Annotated in this window: 14 protein-coding genes; 6 read left to right on the top strand and 8 right to left on the bottom strand. The window is 61.1% G+C overall.

From position 1 onward, the window contains the following. Positions 1-51: 51 nt before the first annotated feature. The 5 genes from hslU to priA all read right to left on the bottom strand — a co-directional run bounded on the left by hslU (position 52) and on the right by priA (position 6551). On the bottom strand, positions 52-1386 hold the full coding sequence (hslU, locus tag JL05_RS00145) for an ATP-dependent protease ATPase subunit HslU (RefSeq protein ID WP_033631324.1): 1335 nt from the start codon (positions 1384-1386) through the stop codon (positions 52-54). A gap of 12 nt (positions 1387-1398) precedes the next feature. After that, entirely contained in the window at positions 1399-1929 is a 531-nt protein-coding gene (gene hslV / locus JL05_RS00140) for an ATP-dependent protease subunit HslV (protein WP_004931085.1), read from the bottom strand. A 102-nt stretch (positions 1930-2031) separates the two neighbouring features. Continuing rightward, entirely contained in the window at positions 2032-2970 is a 939-nt protein-coding gene (ftsN, locus tag JL05_RS00135; RefSeq protein WP_033631323.1) for a cell division protein FtsN, read from the bottom strand. A 65-nt stretch (positions 2971-3035) separates the two neighbouring features. Next, complete coding sequence (gene cytR, locus JL05_RS00130) at positions 3036-4064, bottom strand: DNA-binding transcriptional regulator CytR (protein ID WP_004931082.1); 1029 nt, start codon at positions 4062-4064, stop codon at positions 3036-3038. 291 nt (positions 4065-4355) lie between these two features. Further along, positions 4356-6551: a primosomal protein N' gene (priA, locus tag JL05_RS00125; RefSeq protein ID WP_004931080.1), complete on the bottom strand. Its 2196-nt coding sequence runs from the start codon at positions 6549-6551 to the stop codon at positions 4356-4358. 200 nt (positions 6552-6751) lie between these two features. Between priA and rpmE the strand changes: the two genes are divergently transcribed. After that, positions 6752-6967, top strand: coding sequence for a 50S ribosomal protein L31 (gene rpmE / locus JL05_RS24520; RefSeq protein WP_004931078.1), 216 nt, complete (start codon positions 6752-6754; stop codon positions 6965-6967). Between the two features lie 77 nt (positions 6968-7044). On the opposite strand, the gene metJ is transcribed toward rpmE, so the two are convergent. Next, entirely contained in the window at positions 7045-7362 is a 318-nt protein-coding gene (gene metJ / locus JL05_RS00120; RefSeq protein WP_004931076.1) for a met regulon transcriptional regulator MetJ, read from the bottom strand. A 304-nt stretch (positions 7363-7666) separates the two neighbouring features. On the opposite strand from metJ, the gene metB reads away from it, so the two are divergent. The 3 genes from metB to metF all read left to right on the top strand — a co-directional run bounded on the left by metB (position 7667) and on the right by metF (position 12390). Then, positions 7667-8827, top strand: a complete 1161-nt coding sequence (metB, locus tag JL05_RS00115) for a cystathionine gamma-synthase (protein ID WP_033631322.1) — start codon at positions 7667-7669, stop codon at positions 8825-8827. A 2-nt stretch (positions 8828-8829) separates the two neighbouring features. After that, entirely contained in the window at positions 8830-11265 is a 2436-nt protein-coding gene (locus tag JL05_RS00110; RefSeq protein ID WP_033631321.1) for a bifunctional aspartate kinase/homoserine dehydrogenase II, read from the top strand. 228 nt (positions 11266-11493) lie between these two features. Continuing rightward, a complete protein-coding gene (gene metF, locus JL05_RS00105; protein WP_004931071.1) occupies positions 11494-12390 on the top strand; it encodes a methylenetetrahydrofolate reductase in 897 nt (298 codons plus the stop codon). A gap of 106 nt (positions 12391-12496) precedes the next feature. On the opposite strand, the gene ppc is transcribed toward metF, so the two are convergent. Next, the gene (gene ppc / locus JL05_RS00100; RefSeq protein ID WP_004931070.1) at positions 12497-15133 is read right to left on the bottom strand and encodes a phosphoenolpyruvate carboxylase; all 2637 of its coding nucleotides are present in this window, start codon (positions 15131-15133) and stop codon (positions 12497-12499) included. A gap of 258 nt (positions 15134-15391) precedes the next feature. Continuing rightward, positions 15392-16537 carry an acetylornithine deacetylase gene (gene argE / locus JL05_RS00095; protein WP_033631320.1) on the bottom strand — a complete coding sequence of 382 codons (1146 nt, stop codon included), beginning with the start codon at positions 16535-16537 and terminating at the stop codon, positions 15392-15394. Positions 16538-16753: 216 nt separating this feature from the next. Here argE and argC point away from each other — a divergent pair, with 216 nt between their 5' ends. Together argC and argB are read left to right on the top strand one after the other, a co-directional pair. Continuing rightward, on the top strand, positions 16754-17758 hold the full coding sequence (gene argC / locus JL05_RS00090; protein ID WP_004931065.1) for an N-acetyl-gamma-glutamyl-phosphate reductase: 1005 nt from the start codon (positions 16754-16756) through the stop codon (positions 17756-17758). A gap of 20 nt (positions 17759-17778) precedes the next feature. Further along, positions 17779-18552 carry an acetylglutamate kinase gene (gene argB, locus JL05_RS00085; protein WP_033631319.1) on the top strand — a complete coding sequence of 258 codons (774 nt, stop codon included), beginning with the start codon at positions 17779-17781 and terminating at the stop codon, positions 18550-18552. Positions 18553-18564 lie beyond the last annotated feature (12 nt).

Raw genomic sequence — 18564 nt, 5'->3', positions numbered from 1 at the left:
TGGGAGGCAATGCCTCCCACACAGATGACTGACAAGACAATGATTGAGCGATTATAGGATAAAACGACTCAAATCTTCATCCGCCACCAGTTCATCCAGATGACTGCGCACGTAATCCGCATCAATTGTAATGGATTGGCCATTAATTTCACTCGCATCGTAGGAAATATCTTCCATCAGACGCTCCAGCACGGTGTGCAGACGACGCGCGCCGATGTTCTCGGTGCTTTCGTTGACCTGCCACGCGGCTTCGGCGATGCGGCGGATGCCGTCGGCGGTGAACTCGATGTTGACGCCTTCGGTGCCCATCAGCGCTTTGTACTGCTCGGTCAGCGACGCGCTCGGCTCGGTCAGGATGCGCTCGAAGTCTTCGGTGGTCAGCGCCTGCAGCTCAACGCGGATCGGCAGACGGCCCTGCAGTTCCGGGATCAGATCCGACGGATTGGCGGTCTGGAACGCGCCGGAAGCGATGAACAGGATGTGGTCGGTCTTCACCATGCCGTGCTTGGTGGACACGGTGCAGCCTTCCACCAGCGGCAGCAGATCGCGCTGCACGCCTTCACGCGAGACATCCGGACCGGAGCTTTGGCCGCCGCGCTTACAGATTTTGTCGATCTCATCGATAAACACGATGCCGTGCTGCTCAACCGCTTCGATCGCCTGCTCTTTCAGCTCTTCCGGGTTCACCAGCTTGGCGGCTTCTTCTTCCACCAGCAGCTTGAAGGCTTCTTTGATCTTCAGCTTGCGCGGTTTTTGCTTCTGGCCGCCGAGGTTCTGGAACATCGACTGCAGCTGGTTAGTCATCTCTTCCATGCCTGGAGGCGCCATGATTTCCACGCCCATCGGCACGGCGGCCAGATCGATTTCGATCTCTTTGTCATCCAGCTGGCCTTCGCGCAGTTTCTTGCGGAATGCCTGGCGGGCGGCGGACGGTTCCTGATTTTCTTCCGGCTGGCCCCAGTTGTTTTTGGCCGGCGGGATCAGCACGTCGAGAATGCGCTCTTCGGCCAACTCTTCGGCGCGGGTGCGGTTTTTCTCGATCGACTGCATGCGCACCATTTTGATGGCGGCATCTGTCAGATCGCGGATGATGGAGTCCACTTCTTTGCCCACATAGCCCACTTCGGTGAACTTGGTGGCTTCAACCTTGATGAACGGCGCGTTGGCCAGCTTCGCCAGACGGCGGGCGATTTCGGTTTTACCGACGCCGGTCGGGCCGATCATCAGAATGTTTTTCGGGGTCACTTCGTGACGCAGCATCTCGTTGAGCTGCATCCGGCGCCAGCGGTTGCGCAGGGCAATGGCGACAGCGCGTTTGGCCTTGTTTTGGCCAATGATATAGCTGTCCAGTTCGCTGACGATCTCGCGCGGGGTCATTTCAGACATGGTATTCGATCCTTACGCTTTGGAAGGCAATTCTTCAATGGTGTGGAAATGGTTGGTGTAAATACAGATGTCGCCGGCGATGTTGAGAGATTTCTCAACGATGTCGCGGGCGCTCAGTTCGGTATTTTCCAACATGGCGCGGGCGGCAGCCTGGGCGTACGGGCCGCCGGAGCCGATGGCGATCAGATCGTTTTCCGGCTGCACCACATCGCCGTTGCCGGTGATGATCAGCGAGGCGGTTTCATCGGCGACCGCCAGCAGCGCTTCGAGCTTGCGCAGCATGCGGTCGGTGCGCCAGTCTTTCGCCAGCTCGACGGCGGCTTTCACCAGGTGGCCCTGATGCATTTCCAGTTTGCGTTCAAACAGTTCAAACAGCGTGAAGGCGTCAGCGGTGCCACCGGCGAAACCGGCGATCACTTTGTCGTTATACAGGCGACGCACTTTCTTGACGTTACCCTTCATCACCGTATTACCCAGGGTTGCCTGGCCATCACCACCGATGACGACCTGGCCGTTGCGGCGTACGCTTACAATTGTTGTCACGAGCAGACCCTCGTTAAAGACGGAAAGAAGTCCCCGCAGCGCCTGCTTTCGCAGACGCTACGAGGCATATTGAGAGTATAGATGGGGGGGGATTGACGCTTTTCAACCCCCAACGGAGAGGGGAATGCAACTCGACATGCCGACGCCCTTCAGGCGCGAAAGGGTTTTGTCCGCTGCGGCGCGGCTGCTGTAGGGGCCGAGCACTACGCGATTCCAGCCGCCGCCGGCGGTGATGCGGCTCTCGATGCCCTCGAACGCCAGGCGCGCACGCACGGATTCAGCCTGATCGGTGGCGCGGAACGAACCGCATTGCACCATCCACTTCTGTTTCGATTCCGGCTTGGTTTCCTGCTTGGCCGTTTCCTGTTTCACTTCCGGTTTGGGCTCCGGCTTCGGTTGCGGCTTCGGCTCAGGCTGTTTCACCTGCACCGGTTGCTGGGTGGCCGGCTTCGGCTGCTGGTGCTGCTGCACCGGCGCGATGGTGGCCCCGTTGTTGAACGGGTTGCGCGGCGGCTGAGTGACCTGCTGCTGTTGCTGTACCGGCTGCTGCTGCATTTGCGGTTGTTGCATCTGCTGCTGCTGCTGGCGGTTGCTGCGCGCGTTGGCCTGGCCCGGATCGTTATACGGCACTTCATTCAGCTGCGTCGGACGCTGCTGCATGTCGGCCTGCATTTGTTCCAGCAACTGCCGCTGTTCGGCGGTCAGCTGAGTTTTGGAATTGAGCTCGCCGCCGGCCGTCGGTTCGGTCGGGGTTTGCACGCCGATCTGCCGGTTTTCCAGCTCTTTGATATAGCGCCAGCGCTCTTCCGGCTTCGGCGGCAGGCCGTTGCCCGGGCGAGTGGTGTGCGCAGGCAACAACGGCGCGTCTTCCGGCTTGTTGTGCGTAATGAAATAGAGGCCACCGACAAAGACAACCAGCAACGCGGCGGCTAACGCCAGCACGGTTTTGGAAACCTTCGGAGAACTGCGTTTTTTACGGCTGGGGGTTTTACGCTTAGCTCCTGCTGCGCGCCCACGGCTTACATAGTCTTTTTGTGCCACTATTATTCCGCTGTGTCCTGATGAGAGGATAAGTCCGTCATGTTACTGAACCCTAAAATATTTGACTAGCGTTTCGGGGCAGCGGTGCTGCCTCTGATAATCAATTCACTGTCCAATAGCCGGGAGCCGCTGGCCACCGTTTGGCCGTTCAACTGCTCCAGCAGCAGCAACATCGCCTGCTGGCCGATCTGGAAGCGCGGCTGCGCCACCGTGGTCAGCGGCGGATCGCAATACTGCGCCAGCTTGAGGTCGTCAAAGCCGACGATCGACAGATCCTGCGGTACCCGCAGCCCCATTTTCTTCGCCTGGGACAGCACGCCGATCGCCATGACGTCGCTGTGGCAGAACACCGCCGTCGGCGGTTTCGGCTGAGCCATCAGCGCCGTCAGCGCTTGCGCGCCGGCTTCGTAGGTAAAATCACCCCGGGTAATATAGCTGCTTTCGACGGTAATGCCATTACGACGTAGCGCTTGAACGTAACCCTGCAGCCGATAATGGCTCAGCGGCATCTGTTCCGGCCCGGCGACGCAGGCGATCTGCCGGTGGCCCAATTGATGCAAATAATGCACGGCTTCAAAGGCGGCAGTCAGGTTATCGATGTGCACCGTCGGCAGTTCCAGCTCAGGGGCAAACTCGTTGGCCATCACCATCGGCGGCAGGTTGCGCTGCTCTTCCTTGCTGGCGTCGAACGGCAGGTTGGAGCCCAGCAGCAGCATACCGTCGATCTGTTTGGTGATGATCAGATTGACGAAGGTGCGCTCTTGCTGATTTTGCTGCGCGCAGTCGCCGATCAGCACCAGATAACCTTGTTGGGCCGCGGTCTGTTCGATCCCCTGGATCACATCGGCGAAAAACGGATCGCAGATGTCGGGCACGATCACCAGGATGGTGCGGGATTCGTTGCGTTTGATATTGCGTGACAGAGCATGAGGAGAATAACCCACGGCCAGCACGGCCTGTTCCACTTTCTGGCGCGTTGGCGTTGACACCTTTTCCGGGTTCATCAGCGCACGCGATACGGTAGCCGTTGAAACGCCCGCCATTTCGGCGACGTCTTTCATGGTCGCCATGGATAACTCTTTCTTGTGTTCCAACGCCTTTCTCCTTGCGTCAGCCCCATGCCGACGCCACTACTGCTGTTTGCTCACAATGTCCGGCATGCGGTGGCGAGATTGTTGTCATTGAGCGCCACTCGCGTTCGGGCACTCCGTCGCGCTGCGATGTGGCGACAAAATTTGCCCTCGCAGACATTCTAAACAGAATACGCCCCGCCTTTGTTACCTAATTTGCATAAAAAATGTGACCTGAGAAGGTTTTTTAGCGTTCGCTCGCAATTTCAAGGGTAAACGTTTGCACTGCGGCAGCTAAATCGGACTTTTCCGGGATCAGCTGTCGATCGGATCGACATCCAGCGTCCATTTCACCTTGCGCGTTTGCGGCAGGGTGCCGATCAGCGGCAGCGAGCTTTTCATCAGCTGTTGCAGGACGCGCCGCGTCGGGTGCTGCAGCAGCAGCTGCCAGCGGAAACGGCCGCCGCGTTTGGACTGCAGCGCCGGCACCGGGCCCATCACCCACAGCGAATCGTCCTTAAGCGGGCTGGCTTCCAACAGATTGCGCAGCTGCTGCAGGAACAACGGGGCCTGTTGGTTATCGTGATCTTCGGCGCGCACGATGATGTGGCTGGTGTAGGGCGGCAGAAACACGCTGTTGCGCTCCGCCAGCGTCTGTTTGGCGAAGGCGTCGTAACCCTGTTGCAGCAGCACCTGCAGCAGCGGGTGCTCCGGGTGGTGGGTTTGCAGCAGCACTTCACCCTGTTTGCCCGCGCGGCCCGCCCGGCCGGAGACCTGGGTATACAGCTGAGCGAAACGCTCGGCGGAGCGGAAGTCGGCGGAGAACAACGCGCCGTCCACGTCCAGCAACGCCACCAGCGTGACGTCGGGAAAGTGGTGGCCCTTGGCCAGCATCTGCGTGCCGATCAGAATGCGCGCTTCGCCGCGATGAATATCCGCCAGGTGTTGCTCCAGCGCCCCTTTGCGGCTGGTGGTGTCGCGATCGATGCGGGTGATCGGCGTGTCGGGGAACAGCGGCGCCAGCTCCTGTTCCAGCTGTTCGGTGCCGACGCCCACCGACACCAGGTGGGTGGAGCCGCACTGCGGGCACTGGTGCGGCACCGGCCGCTGGCTGTCGCAGTGGTGGCAGCGCAGCTGGCGCTGATGCTGGTGGAAGGTGTAGTAGTGATCGCAGCGCTGGCATTCGGCGATCCAACCGCACTCGTGGCACAGCAGCGCCGGGGCGTAACCGCGGCGGTTGAGGAACAGCATCACCTGGTTGCCGGCTTTTAAATGGTGTTGCATGCTCTTCAACAGCGGCTGTGACAGGCCGACCTTCAGCGGCAACCCTTTCAGATCGATCAGGTGCTGCGCCGCCGGTTTGGCGTTGCCCGCGCGTTGGGTGAGCTTCAACTGGCGATATTTGCCCAGCTGCACGTTGTGCAGCGTTTCCAGTGCCGGCGTGGCGGAGCCCATCACCATCGGGATGTCCTCTTCCCGGGCGCGAAACACCGCCAGATCGCGGGCATGGTAGCGCCAGCCTTCCTGCTGTTTATAAGAGCTGTCGTGCTCTTCGTCGATGATGATTACGCCCAGTTGCCGGAACGGCGTGAACAGCGCCGAGCGGGTGCCGATGACGATCGCGGCTTCGCCGCTGCGCGCGCGCAGCCAAACCGCCAGCCGTTCGCTGTCGTTCAGCCCGGAGTGCAGCACGTCCACCGGCGCGTTGAAGCGCTCGCGAAAGCGGGCGATGGTTTGCGGCGTCAGGCCGATTTCCGGCACCAGCACCAGCGCCTGCCGGCCTTTGGCCAACACGTTCTCCAGCACGCTGAGATACACCTCGGTCTTGCCGGAGCCGGTGACCCCGGCCAGCAGCCAGGCGGCGAACTGCTCATCCTCGCTTCTGATCGCCCCGACGGCGGTGGCCTGTTCGGTATTCAGCCGCAGCCGCTCGCCAAGCACCGCGAAATTGGGGCGCCAGTCCTGCGTGGCCGCGACCTGAGCGCGCAGGTCGATCAGCCCTTTGGCGCGCAGCGCCTGTAGAGCGCTTTCCGTCAGCTCAAGCTGGCTGACCTGATGGCGATAGACCGGGCGTTGCAACAGCGCCGCCAGCGCCTGCTGCTGTTTCGGCGCGCGTTTCAGGCTTTCGGGCGGCGTGGCGCGCCCCTCTTCGGTGGCGAACCACTGCCACAACGGCGCGGCCTCGGCCGGTTTGCCTTGGCGCAGCAGGATCGGCAGCGCATGGAACAGCACTTCACCGATGGGATAGTGATAGTAATCGCTGGCCCAGCGCAGGATGCGCCACAGGCTGGGAGAGAACAGCGACTCGGTGTCGATCACGCTGTCGATCGGTTTGAGCTTGTCCAGCGGCAGTTCGCTGGTGTCGCTGCAGCCGGTGACGATGCCGATTGCATGCTGCCTGCCCCAGGGCACGCCCACGCGCGCGCCGGCCACCGGCTGCATGCCGGGCGGCAGCAGATAGTCGAAGGTGCGGGCGAGGGGGACCGGCAAAGCAACGTGTACGACGGGCATGATCTCATCCAAATTGAAAAAAAGTGGGCATCAGTTTACACGGCGCATCGGCAAATGTACGGTTCCGATTGCGCGCCCCGACTAATGCTGTATAATTTGCCGCCTTTGGTATAATTCGATACCAAAATTCTATTATCAACCACGTGTGGTGTCTGGCGAAACAGGGCTGGATAGCGACACGGCCTTAACTGAGGTTTCCCATGAAACAAGGTATCCACCCAAAATACGAAGAAGTTACTGCTAACTGCTCTTGCGGTAACGTGATGAAGATCCGCTCCACCGTGGGCCACGATCTGAACCTAGACGTTTGTGGCGCATGCCACCCGTTCTACACTGGCAAGCAGCGTGACGTTGCTACCGGTGGCCGCGTTGACCGCTTCAACAAGCGTTTCAGCGTACCAGGCGCTAAGAAATAAGATTTCTTATCGACCGATGAAAAAGGCGCCCTGGGCGCCTTTTTTCTTTTCTGCCGCCGGCGTTCGCCGGGCGGTTCTCAATATTCCCAGGTATCGGGATCGACACCCAGTTCGCGCATCAACGCTTTTGCGGCTTCCGGGATTTCATCGCTGCGCTCTTTGCGCAGGTCTTCATCGTTCGGCAGCGGCTGGCCGGTAAAGGCATGCAGAAACGCTTCGCACAGCAGTTCGCTGTTGGTGGCGTGGCGCAGGTTGTTCACCTGGCGACGGGTCCGTTCGTCGGTAAGGATTTTCAGGACCTTCAGCGGAATGGATACCGTGATCTTTTTGACTTGCTCGCTTTTTTTACCGTGTTCAGCGTAAGGGCTGACATACTCGCCGTTCCACTCAGCCATGGGACACCTTAACTTTGTCAGAAAAATTACAAAATTCTAAAAACCGGCCAATTATGCCCGATCTTCACTGTTCTCACTAAATAAATGTCAATTTTACGCGACCAGGGTCACTGAATGCCCCGCTTCGGCCAGGCATTGCCGCTTAACATCTTATCGTCATGTCATATCGGCATAATTTTAGCGGGTATTGTGTCATTGCTCAATCTATACGCAAAGAAGTTTAGATGTCCAGATGTATTGACGTCTATCAATCCTGCGATTACTCTTTAGGCCTCATCCACCGAACCGAGAGCCGAGCGAGCCCATGACGCGTAAACCAGCCACGATTGCCGTACGCAGCGGCCTGAACGACGACGAACAGTACGGCTGCGTTGTCCCGCCGATTCATTTGTCCAGCACCTATAACTTTACCGACTTCAACCAACCCCGAGCCCATGACTACTCGCGCCGCGGCAACCCGACGCGCGACGTAGTGCAGCGCGCGTTGGCGGAGCTGGAAGGCGGCGCCGGCGCGGTGATGACCGGTAGCGGGATGTCGGCGATCCATCTGGTGACCACCGTGTTGTTGAAGCCCGGCGATCTGCTGGTGGCGCCGCACGACTGCTACGGCGGCAGCTATCGGCTGTTCGACAGCCTGAGCAAGCGCGGCGCCTATCGCGTGCTGTTCGTCGATCAGGGTAATGAAGAAGCCCTGCAGCAGGCGCTGGCGCAGAAGCCGAAGCTGGTGCTGATAGAAAGCCCCAGCAATCCGCTGCTGCGGGTGGTGGACATCGCGGCGATCTGCGCTGCCGCGCATGCGGCGGGCGCGTTGACGGTGGTGGACAACACCTTCCTCAGCCCGGCCCTGCAACAGCCGATCGCACTCGGTGCCGATCTGGTGGTCCATTCTTGCACCAAATACCTGAACGGGCATTCGGACGTGGTGGCCGGGGCGGTGATTGCCAAAGATCCCGAGCTGGCGGTCGAGTTGGCCTGGTGGGCAAACAACATTGGCGTGACCGGCGGCGCGTTCGACAGTTATCTGCTGCTGCGCGGCATGCGCACGCTGTCGCCGCGCATCAAGGCGGCGCAACAAAACGCTGAAGCGATTGTTGACTATTTACAGCAGCAACCGCTGGTGAAAAAGCTGTATCATCCCTCCCTGCCGGAGAATCCGGGGCATGAGATCGCCCGCCGTCAGCAGCGCGGTTTCGGCGCGATGCTGAGTTTTGAACTGGACGGCGATGAAGCGGTGCTGCGCCGTTTTCTCTCTGCCCTTGAGCTGTTTACTCTGGCAGAATCGTTGGGCGGCGTAGAAAGCCTGATCTCGCATGCAGCGACCATGACTCACGCCGGCATGGCGGCGGAGGCGCGGGCAGCGGCCGGCATCTCCGAGAGCCTGCTGCGCATTTCCGTGGGTATTGAAGACAGTGAAGATTTGATTGCCGATCTGGAACGCGCTTTCCAGGCGGCGGCAACGAGGTAAGCATGAATGCAATTGCTGTAGCAGGGCCGGTGAGCGGGCGTCAACTGCACAAGTTTGGCGGCAGCAGTCTGGCGGATGTGAAGTGTTATCTGCGTGTGGCCGGGATTATGGCGGAATACAGCCAGCCGGGCGACATGATGGTGGTATCGGCCGCCGGCAGTACCACCAACCAGTTGATCAACTGGCTGAAGCTCAGCCAGAGCGATCGCCTGTCTGCGCATCAGGTGCAGCAGACGTTGCGTCGCTATCACAGCGATCTTATCAGCGGCCTGTTGCCGCCGGAAAGCGCCGAGCCGCTGATCGCCGAGTTCATTCAGGATCTGGAACGTCTGGCGGCGCTGCTGGACGGCAACGTCGACGAGGTATGCTATGCCGAAGTGGTCGGGCACGGCGAGATCTGGTCGGCGCGCCTGATGGCGGCGGTGCTTAATCAGCTGGATATGCAGGCGGCCTGGCTGGACGCGCGTGATTTCCTGCGCGCTGAGCGCGCCGCGCAGCCGCAGGTGGATGAAGGCCGTTCTTACCCGCTGCTGCAGCAATTGATGGCTCAACATCCGGGCAAACGCCTGGTGGTGACCGGGTTCATTTCGCGCAACGACGCCGGGGAAACCGTGCTGTTGGGGCGTAACGGCAGCGACTACTCCGCCACTCAGGTCGGCGCGTTGGCTGGCGCTGCGCGCGTCACCATCTGGAGCGACGTGGCCGGGGTATACAGCGCCGATCCGCGCAAGGTGAAAGACGCCTGCCTGCTGCCGCTGCTGCGTCTGGACGAAGCCAGCGAGCTGGCGCGCCTGGCGGCGCCGGTATTGCACACCCGCACCCTGCAGCCGGTCTCCGGCAGCGATATCGATCTTCAGCTGCGCTGCAGCTATCAGCCGGAGCAGGGCTCGACGCGCATCGAGCGCGTATTGGCGTCCGGCACCGGCGCCAAGATTGTCACCAGCCACGACGATGTGTGCCTGATTGAACTGCACGTTGCCGCTCAGCATGACTTCAAACTGGCGCAGAAAGAGTTGGATCTGGTGCTCAAGCGCGCGCAGATCAAACCGCTGGCGGTGGGCATCCACCCTGACCGCAACCTGGTGCAGCTGTGCTACACCTCCGAGGTGGTCAACAGCGCGCTGGTGACGCTGCAGGCCGCGGCGCTGCCAGGCGAGCTGCGCCTGCGTGAAGGGTTGGCGCTGGTGGCGATGGTCGGCGCCGGGGTGTGCAAGAACCCGCTGCACAGCCACCGTTTCTATCAGCAGTTGAAAGATCAGCCGGTCGAGTTCATCTGGCAGGCGGAAGATGGCATCAGCCTGGTGGCGGTATTGCGCCAGGGGCCGACCGCGCTGCTGATCCAGGGGCTGCACCAAAGCCTGTTCCGCGCCGAGAAGCGCATCGGTCTGGTGCTGTTCGGCAAGGGCAATATCGGCTCGCGCTGGCTGGAGCTGTTCGCCCGTGAGCAGACCAATATCTCCGCGCGCAGCGGCTTCGAATTTATCCTGGCGGGGGTGGTGGACAGCCGCCGCAGCCTGCTGAACTATGACGGGCTGGACGCCAGCCGCGCGCTGGCATTCTTTGAGGACGAAGCGCAGGAGCTGGATGAAGAATCGCTGTTCCTGTGGATGCGCGCGCACCCGTTCGACGATCTGGTGGTGCTTGACGTGACCGCCAGCGAAGAGCTGGCCGGGCAGTATCTGGATTTCGCCAGCTACGGTTTCCACGTGATCAGCGCCAACAAGTTGGCGGGGGCCTCGTGCAGCGACAGCTATCGCCAAATTCGCGACGCCTTCGCCAAAACCGGCCGCCACTGGCTGTACAACGCCACCGTCGGCGCCGGCCTGCCGGTCAACCACACGGTGCGCGATCTGCGCGACAGCGGCGACAGCATTCTGGCGATCAGCGGCATCTTCTCCGGCACGCTCTCCTGGCTGTTCCTGCAGTATGACGGCACGGTGCCGTTCACCGAGCTGGTGGATCAGGCCTGGCAGCAGGGGCTGACCGAACCGGATCCGCGGGTCGATCTCTCCGGCCAGGACGTGATGCGCAAGCTGGTGATCCTGGCGCGCGAAGCGGGCTACGACATCGAACCGAACCAGGTGCGGGTCGAGTCGCTGGTGCCGGCGGGCTGCGAGTTGGGCTCTGTCGATCAGTTCTTCGAGAACGGCGAGGCGCTGAACCAGCAGATGCAGCAGCGCTTTGAGGCCGCCAGCGAAATGGGCCTGGTGCTGCGCCACGTGGCGCGTTTCGACGCCAACGGCAAGGCGCGGGTCGGCGTGGAGGCGGTGCGCCCTGAGCATCCTCTGGCCTCGCTGCTGCCGTGCGACAACGTGTTCGCCATCGAAAGCCGCTGGTATCGCGATAATCCGCTGGTGATCCGCGGGCCGGGCGCCGGCCGCGACGTCACCGCCGGCGCGATCCAGTCAGACCTTAACCGATTGGCGCAGCTGCTTTAATCCTCTGCGGGCGCGGGTTCACCGCGCCCCTTTGCTTTTCCTGCCATACTTATCCCTGCCGCTGTCATGAAATTTCCTCTTTGAGCGGGTGAGGATTAATCATCTTATTCCCCTCATTTTCCTGTTGACTCTTTAGCCAACATGCGGCATTTTCTATCTAGACGTCTAAACGTATAGACGCTCATCAAGATGAAATAAAAACAGTGATCGAGAAGAGGTGAGCAGGGTATGAGTTTTTTCCACGCAAACCAGCGGGAAGCGCTGAATCAGAGTCTGGCGGAGTTGAACGGCCAGATTAACGTATCATTCGAGTTCTTCCCGCCACGCACCAGCGAGATGGAAGAGACCCTGTGGCAGTCGATCGATCGTCTGAGCATCCTTAAACCCAAATTCGTTTCCGTCACCTACGGCGCCAACTCCGGCGAGCGCGATCGCACCCACAGCATCATCAAGGGGATCAAGGAGCGCACCGGCCTGGAGGCGGCACCGCACCTGACCTGCATCGACGCCAGCCCGGCGCAGCTGCGCGACATCGCGACCGATTACTGGAACAGCGGCATTCGCCATATCGTGGCGCTGCGCGGCGATCTGCCGCCGGGCGGCGGCAAGCCGGACATGTACGCGACCGATCTGGTGGCGCTGCTGAAAGACGTGGGCGACTTCGATATTTCCGTCGCCGCCTACCCGGAAGTGCACCCGGAGGCGAAGAGCGCCCAGGCGGATTTGATTAACCTGAAGCGCAAGATCGACGCTGGCGCCAGCCGCGCCATCACTCAGTTCTTCTTCGACGTCGAGAGCTACCTGCGCTTTCGCGACCGCTGCGTCGCCGCCGGTATCGACGTGGAAATCGTGCCGGGCATTCTGCCGGTGTCCAACTTCAAGCAGCTGCAGCGCTTCGCCACCATGACCAACGTGCGGGTGCCAAGCTGGATGACCAGCATGTTCGAAGGGCTGGACGACGATGCGGAGACCCGCAAAATGGTCGGTGCCAATATCGCCATGGACATGGTGAAGATCCTCAGCCGCGAAGGGGTGAAAGATTTCCACTTCTATACGCTGAACCGCGCCGAGATGAGCTACGCCATCTGCCACACGCTGGGCGTGCGCCCGGTGGCCGCCGCCTGACGGGCTTGTTCCATTGAAAAAGGGCGTCGCTTTACCGCGGCGCCCTTTTTTTGTGGGGGAAGGCATAAAAAAACGGCCCCGATAAACGGGGCCGCGATTAGGCTCACTAGCCGGTGTTGCGCATCCCGGCGGCGACGCCGGCGATGGTGACCATCAGCGCCTGCTCGACGCGGGCGTCCGGCTGCTCCTGCTGGCGCGAACGGTGCAGCAGTTCGGCCTGCAGGACGTTCAGCGGGTCGGTATAGACGTTGCGCAGCGCGATGGATTCGGCGATCCACGGCAGGTCTTCCATCAGGTGCGCATCGTTGGCGATGGTCAGCACTACCTTGATGTCGCTTTCCAGCTGATCGCGCAGCTGTTGGCCCAGCGGCCACAGCGATTTATCCACCAGGCGCTGATCGTAGTATTCCGCCAGCCATAGGTCGGCCTTGGCGAACACCATTTCCAGCATGGCGATGCGGGTGGAGAAGAACGGCCAGTCGCGGCACATCGCCTCCAGCTCCGCCTGTTTGCCGGCCTTCACCGCTTCCTGCAATCCGGCGCCGGCGCCGAGCCAGGCCGGCAGCATTAGGCGGTTCTGCGTCCAGGCGAAGATCCACGGAATGGCGCGCAGGCTCTCTACGCCGCCGTTCGGCTTGCGTTTGGCCGGGCGCGAGCCCAGCGGCAGTTTACCCAGCTCCAGTTCCGGCGTGGCCGCGCGGAAGTAAGGCACGAAGTCCGGGTTTTCACGCACGTAGCCGCGATACATCCGGCAGGAGGTCTCGGACAGGTCGTCCATCAACGCCCGCCATTCTTTCTTCGGTTCCGGCGGCGGCAGCAGATTGGCCTCGAGGATCGCCCCGGCATACAGCGCCAGGCTGCTGATGGTGACTTCCGGCAGGCCGAATTTGAAGCGGATCATCTCGCCCTGTTCGGTGACGCGCAGGCCGCCCTTCAGGCTGCCCGGCGGCTGCGACAGCAGCGCCGCATGCGCCGGTGCGCCGCCGCGGCCGATGGAACCGCCGCGCCCATGGAACAGCGTCAGCGCCACGCCGGCTTTTTCACAGGTTTTGATCAACGCGTCCTGCGCACGGTACTGCGCCCAGGAAGCGGCCATCACGCCGGCGTCTTTCGCCGAGTCGGAATAGCCGATCATCACCATCTGTTTGCCCTGAATAAAGCCGCGATACCAGTCGATATTCAGCAGCTGGGTCATTACGTCGTCGGCGTTGTTCAGATCATCGAGGGTTTCGAACAGCGGAGCGACCGGCAGCGCGAACGGGCAGCCGGCCTCTTTCAGCAGCAGGTGCACCGCCAGCACGTCGGAAGGCGTGCGCGCCATCGAAATCACGTAGGCGGCGATCGAGCCCTGCGGCGCTTCGGCGATCACCCGGCAGGTTTCCAGCACTTCCTGCGTGTCGGCGCTCGGTTGCCACTTCAGCGGCACCAGCGGGCGTTTGGAGTTCAGTTCGCGGATCAGGAACGCCTGTTTATCGGCTTCCGACCAGCTTTCATAGTCGCCCAGCCCCAGATAGCGGGTCAGCTCGGCGATGGCTTCGGTATGGCGGGTGCTTTCCTGGCGCACGTCGATGCGCACCAGCGGCACGCCGAAGCAGCGCACGCGGCGCAGGGTATCCAGCAGTTGACCGTTGGCGATGATGCCCATGCCGCAGGCCTGCAGCGACTGGTAGCAGGCATACAGCGGCTCCCACAGCTGCTCGTTGTTCACCAGCAGGTCGTGCGGCTTCAGCACGCGCTCGCCCTTCAGGCGACCTTCCAGATAAGCCTGGGAACTCATCAGCTGGCTACGCAGCTGCTTCATGATTTCGCGGTACGGCTCCTGCACCTCATCGCCGCCGGCGCGGGCGCGCAGCTCCGGGGTGCACTCGGTCATCGACAGCTCGGAGACCAGCACCTGGATATCGCGGGTAAACAGGTCGCAGGCTTTCCAGCGGCTGAGCAGCAGCACATGGCGGGTGATTTCGGCGGTGACGTTCGGGTTGCCGTCGCGATCGCCGCCCATCCAGGAGGTGAAGCGCACCGGCACCGCTTCCACCGGCAGGCTGTAATCGATGGAGTTTTCCAGCTGTTCGTTGAATTCGCGCAGGAACGCCGGCACGCCTTCCCACAGGCTGTTTTCCACCACCGCAAAGCCCCATTTGGCTTCGTCGATCGGGGAGGGGCGATGTTTGCGAATTTCATCGGTGTGCCACGACTGGGCCACCAGTTGGCGCAGGCGGCGCATGATCTTGTTGCGCTCGTAGTCGGCCAGATCGTTGTGATCGAGCTGGCTGAGGCAGGTGTTGACCTCCACCAGCTTGTGGATCAGGGTGCGGCGGGTGATCTCCGTCGGGTGCGCCGTCAGCACCAGCTCGATGGAAAGTTGCGACACCGCGTGCTGCAGCTCTTTGTCGCTGAGCTTTTTGTCTTTGAGACGGCTGAACAGCTGCGCCAGCGCTTCCGGGTTGCTGGCGGCTTCGCCGTTGGGCGAAATGCTGTGGTACTGCTCGGCGACGTTGGTCAGGTTGAGGAACTGGCTGAAGGCGCGCGCCACCGGCAGCAGCTCGTCGTTGGACAAGTTCTGCAGGGTGGAGAGCAGCTCCTGGCGATGCGCTTCGTTGCCGGCGCGTGAAGATTTGGAAAGCTTACGGATGGTCTCAACGCGATCGAGAATATGCTCGCCCAGCGCTTCTTTGATGGTATCGCCGAGCAATTTGCCGAGCATACTGACATTACTGCGCATTGCCGAATATTGTTCGTTCATATAACCCCTGACCCAGTTCTGTATGATTTTTATCTTGTAAATAAATTTCACGCGTCAGGCGCAGACCGCCTGCCTGATCACATCGCGTTCCTGTCCAATCGTCAATTGACACTATTTTTAGCAAAAAAACATCAAAATCGGCGCATTTTCTGAAATTTAATTACGCCTCGTCGGTTATCAGCATGGCTTATTTCGCTGTTTTATACTTATTTTGAGGTAGTGGAAAGCATAAGGCATTTCCCCTGTTAAATGTCGGGTTTATTGCCGGCAAAAGTGACTGACCAGCTGGCCCAGCAGTTTGCGCGTCGGTTCGATAAACGCGGTATCGATGTACTCGTCCGGCTGGTGGGCCTGATCGATGGAACCGGGGCCGAGCACCAGGGTCGGGCATACCTGTTGCACGAACGGCGCCTCGGTACAGTAGTTGACCACCTGCGTGCGGGTGCCCAGCAGCTCCTCGATCACCGCCACCATGCGGTGGTCGGTCGGGCACTCGTAGCCCGGCACCGACGCGTGCAGCTCTTCGATGGTCAGGCGGCCCGGCCAGCGTTGGCTCACCGGCTCCAGCGCCTGATGCATCAGTTCGTTGATGTTGTCGAGCGTCATGCCGGGCAGCGGGCGGATATCCAGGTGCAGCTCGCAACAGGCGCAGATGCGGTTGGCCGCGTCGCCGCCGCTGATATGGCCGAAGTTCATGGTGGGATAAGGCACGGCGAACGCCGGGTTGTTGTAGCGCTCCTGCAGGGTTTTGCGCAGCTCCATCAGGCGGCCGATGGACTCGTGCATCAGATCGATGGCGTTGACGCCGCGCGCCGGATCGCTGGAGTGGCCGGACTGGCCGACGATGCGAATGGCGTTGGCCATGTGGCCCTTGTGCGCGCGCACCGGCTGCAGCGAGGTCGGCTCGCCGATGATGGCGAAATCCGGCCGAATGGCGGTGGAGGCGGCGAAATAACGCGCGCCGGCCATCGTCGTTTCTTCATCTGCGGTCGCCAGAATGTACAGCGGCTTGGTCAGCTTGCTCGCGTCGATGTCGCGCACCGCGTCCAGAATAAAGGCGAAGAAGCCTTTCATGTCGGCGGTGCCCAGCCCGTAGAGCTTGTTGTCGTGCTCGGTCAGGGTGAAGGGATCGCGCGTCCAGCGGCCTTCGTCGTAAGGCACCGTATCGGTGTGGCCGGCCAGCAGCAGGCCGCCGCTGCCTTCACCAATGCTGGCCAGCAGGTTGAATTTGTGGCGCGACTCCGGCACCGGCTGCACGTCGACTCGGAAGCCCAGGTCGGCAAACCATCCGGCCAGCAAGTTGATTAACGCCTCATTGCTCTGATCGAGGCCGGCATCGGTGGCGCTGATTGACGGAGTGGCGATCAACGCCCGGTACAGCTCAATAAATGGAGGTAATTTCATCTTCACTGTTGACAGCCTTTGGTTAGGATAGTATCAATATTCATGCATTTATTTTGAATAAAAATACAGTAAGCCGAAGCGTAAGGGAACCCGATGCCCGGATGTTTATAAAAGCATCAACGCCTGGCTCCGTGGGTGAACGGCGCAACAACGCTGGCTAGCCCTGTTACCTGGGTCGCAAGCGACCGCACGTCAGTTTAGAAGGTGAAAGGCCACATGTTGAATACGCTGATCGTTGGTGCCAGCGGTTACGCCGGAGCGGAGCTCACGGCTTACCTGAATCGCCACCCACACATGAACATAACCGCTTTAGCGGTTTCAGCGCAAAGTGCAGATGCAGGAAAGTTGCTTTCCGATCTCCATCCCCAGTTGAAAGGCATCGTCGATCTGCCGCTGCAGCCGTTGACCGACGTCGCCAAGGCGGCGCAGGGCATCGACGTGGTGTTCCTCGCCACCGCTCATGAAGTCAGCCACGATATCGCACCGGCCTTCCTGGCGGCAGGCTGCGTGGTGTTCGATCTGTCCGGCGCCTTCCGCGTGCAGGACGCCGGTTTTTATACCCAGTACTACGGTTTCGAGCATCAGCATGGCGCCCTGCTGGAGCAGGCGGTGTACGGCCTGGCGGAGTGGCAGAGCGACAAGATCAAACAGGCGCAGCTGATCGCCGTGCCGGGCTGCTACCCGACGGCGGCGCAGCTGGCGCTGAAACCGTTGATCGAAAAGCAACTGCTGAACCTCGACCAGTGGCCGGTGATCAACGCCACCAGCGGCGTCAGCGGCGCCGGGCGCAAGGCCAGCATGACCACCAGTTTCTGCGAAGTGAGCCTGCAGCCGTACGGTATTTTCACTCACCGGCACCAGCCGGAGATCGCCGCGCACCTGGGCGTGCCGGTTATCTTTACGCCGCACCTGGGCAATTTCCCGCGCGGCATTCTTGAAACCATCACCTGCCGCCTGAAAGCCGGCGTGACCGCGCAGGACGTGGCCGCCGCCTATCATGCCGCCTATGACGACAAGCCGCTGGTGCGGCTGTACGACCAGGGCGTGCCGGCGCTGAAAGCGGTGGTGGGGCTGCCGTTCTGCGACATCGGTTTTGCGGTGCAGGGCGAGCATCTGATCGCCGTGGCGGCGGAAGATAACCTGCTGAAAGGCGCGGCGGCGCAGGCGGTGCAATGCCTGAATATCCGTTTCGGCTTCCCGGAAACCCAATCACTCCTTTAAACCAGCGTGAGTAAACAGCAATGAACCCGTTAATTATCAAGTTAGGTGGCGTGTTATTAGACAGTGAAGAAGCGCTGGAGCGTCTGTTTACCGCGTTGGACAGCTATCGGCAGCAGCACCAGCGCCCGCTGGTGATCGTGCACGGCGGCGGCTGCGTGGTGGACGAACTGATGAAGCAGCTCGCTTTGCCGGTGGTGAAAAAGAACGGCCTGCGGGTCACGCCGGCCGATCAGATCGACATCATCACCGGCGCGCTGGCTGGCACCGCCAACAAAACGCTGCTGGCGTGGGCGATTAAACACCAAATCAACGCTGTCGGCCTGAGCCTGGCGGACGGCGGCAGCTCGGTCGTGACCCCGCTCGATCCGGCATTGGGCCACGTCGGCAACGCGCAGCCCGGCTCGCCCGCGCTGCTCAATACCCTGCTGGGCGCCGGCTACCTGCCGGTTATCAGCTCCATCGGCATCACCGCCGAAGGGCAGTTAATGAACGTGAACGCCGATCAGGCGGCGACGGCGCTGGCCGCGACGCTGGGGGCGGATCTGATCCTGCTGTCGGACGTCAGCGGCATCCTCGACGGCAAGGGCCAACGCATTGCGGAAATGACGGCGCAAAAAGCGGAACAACTGATCGCGCAAGGCATCATCACCGATGGTATGGTGGTGAAGGTGAATGCGGCGCTCGACGCCGCCCGCACCCTCGGCCGCCCGGTGGATATCGCCAGCTGGCGCCATGCCGATCAGCTTCCTGCTTTGTTTAACGGCGTGTCGATTGGCACCCGGATCCTCGCTTAATTTTAGAATTAG

Origin of the sequence: Serratia nematodiphila DZ0503SBS1, assembly GCF_000738675.1 — a bacterium.
Taxonomy (GTDB): Bacteria; Pseudomonadota; Gammaproteobacteria; order Enterobacterales; family Enterobacteriaceae; genus Serratia; species Serratia nematodiphila.
This window is presented reverse-complemented; position numbering and strand designations above follow the sequence as displayed.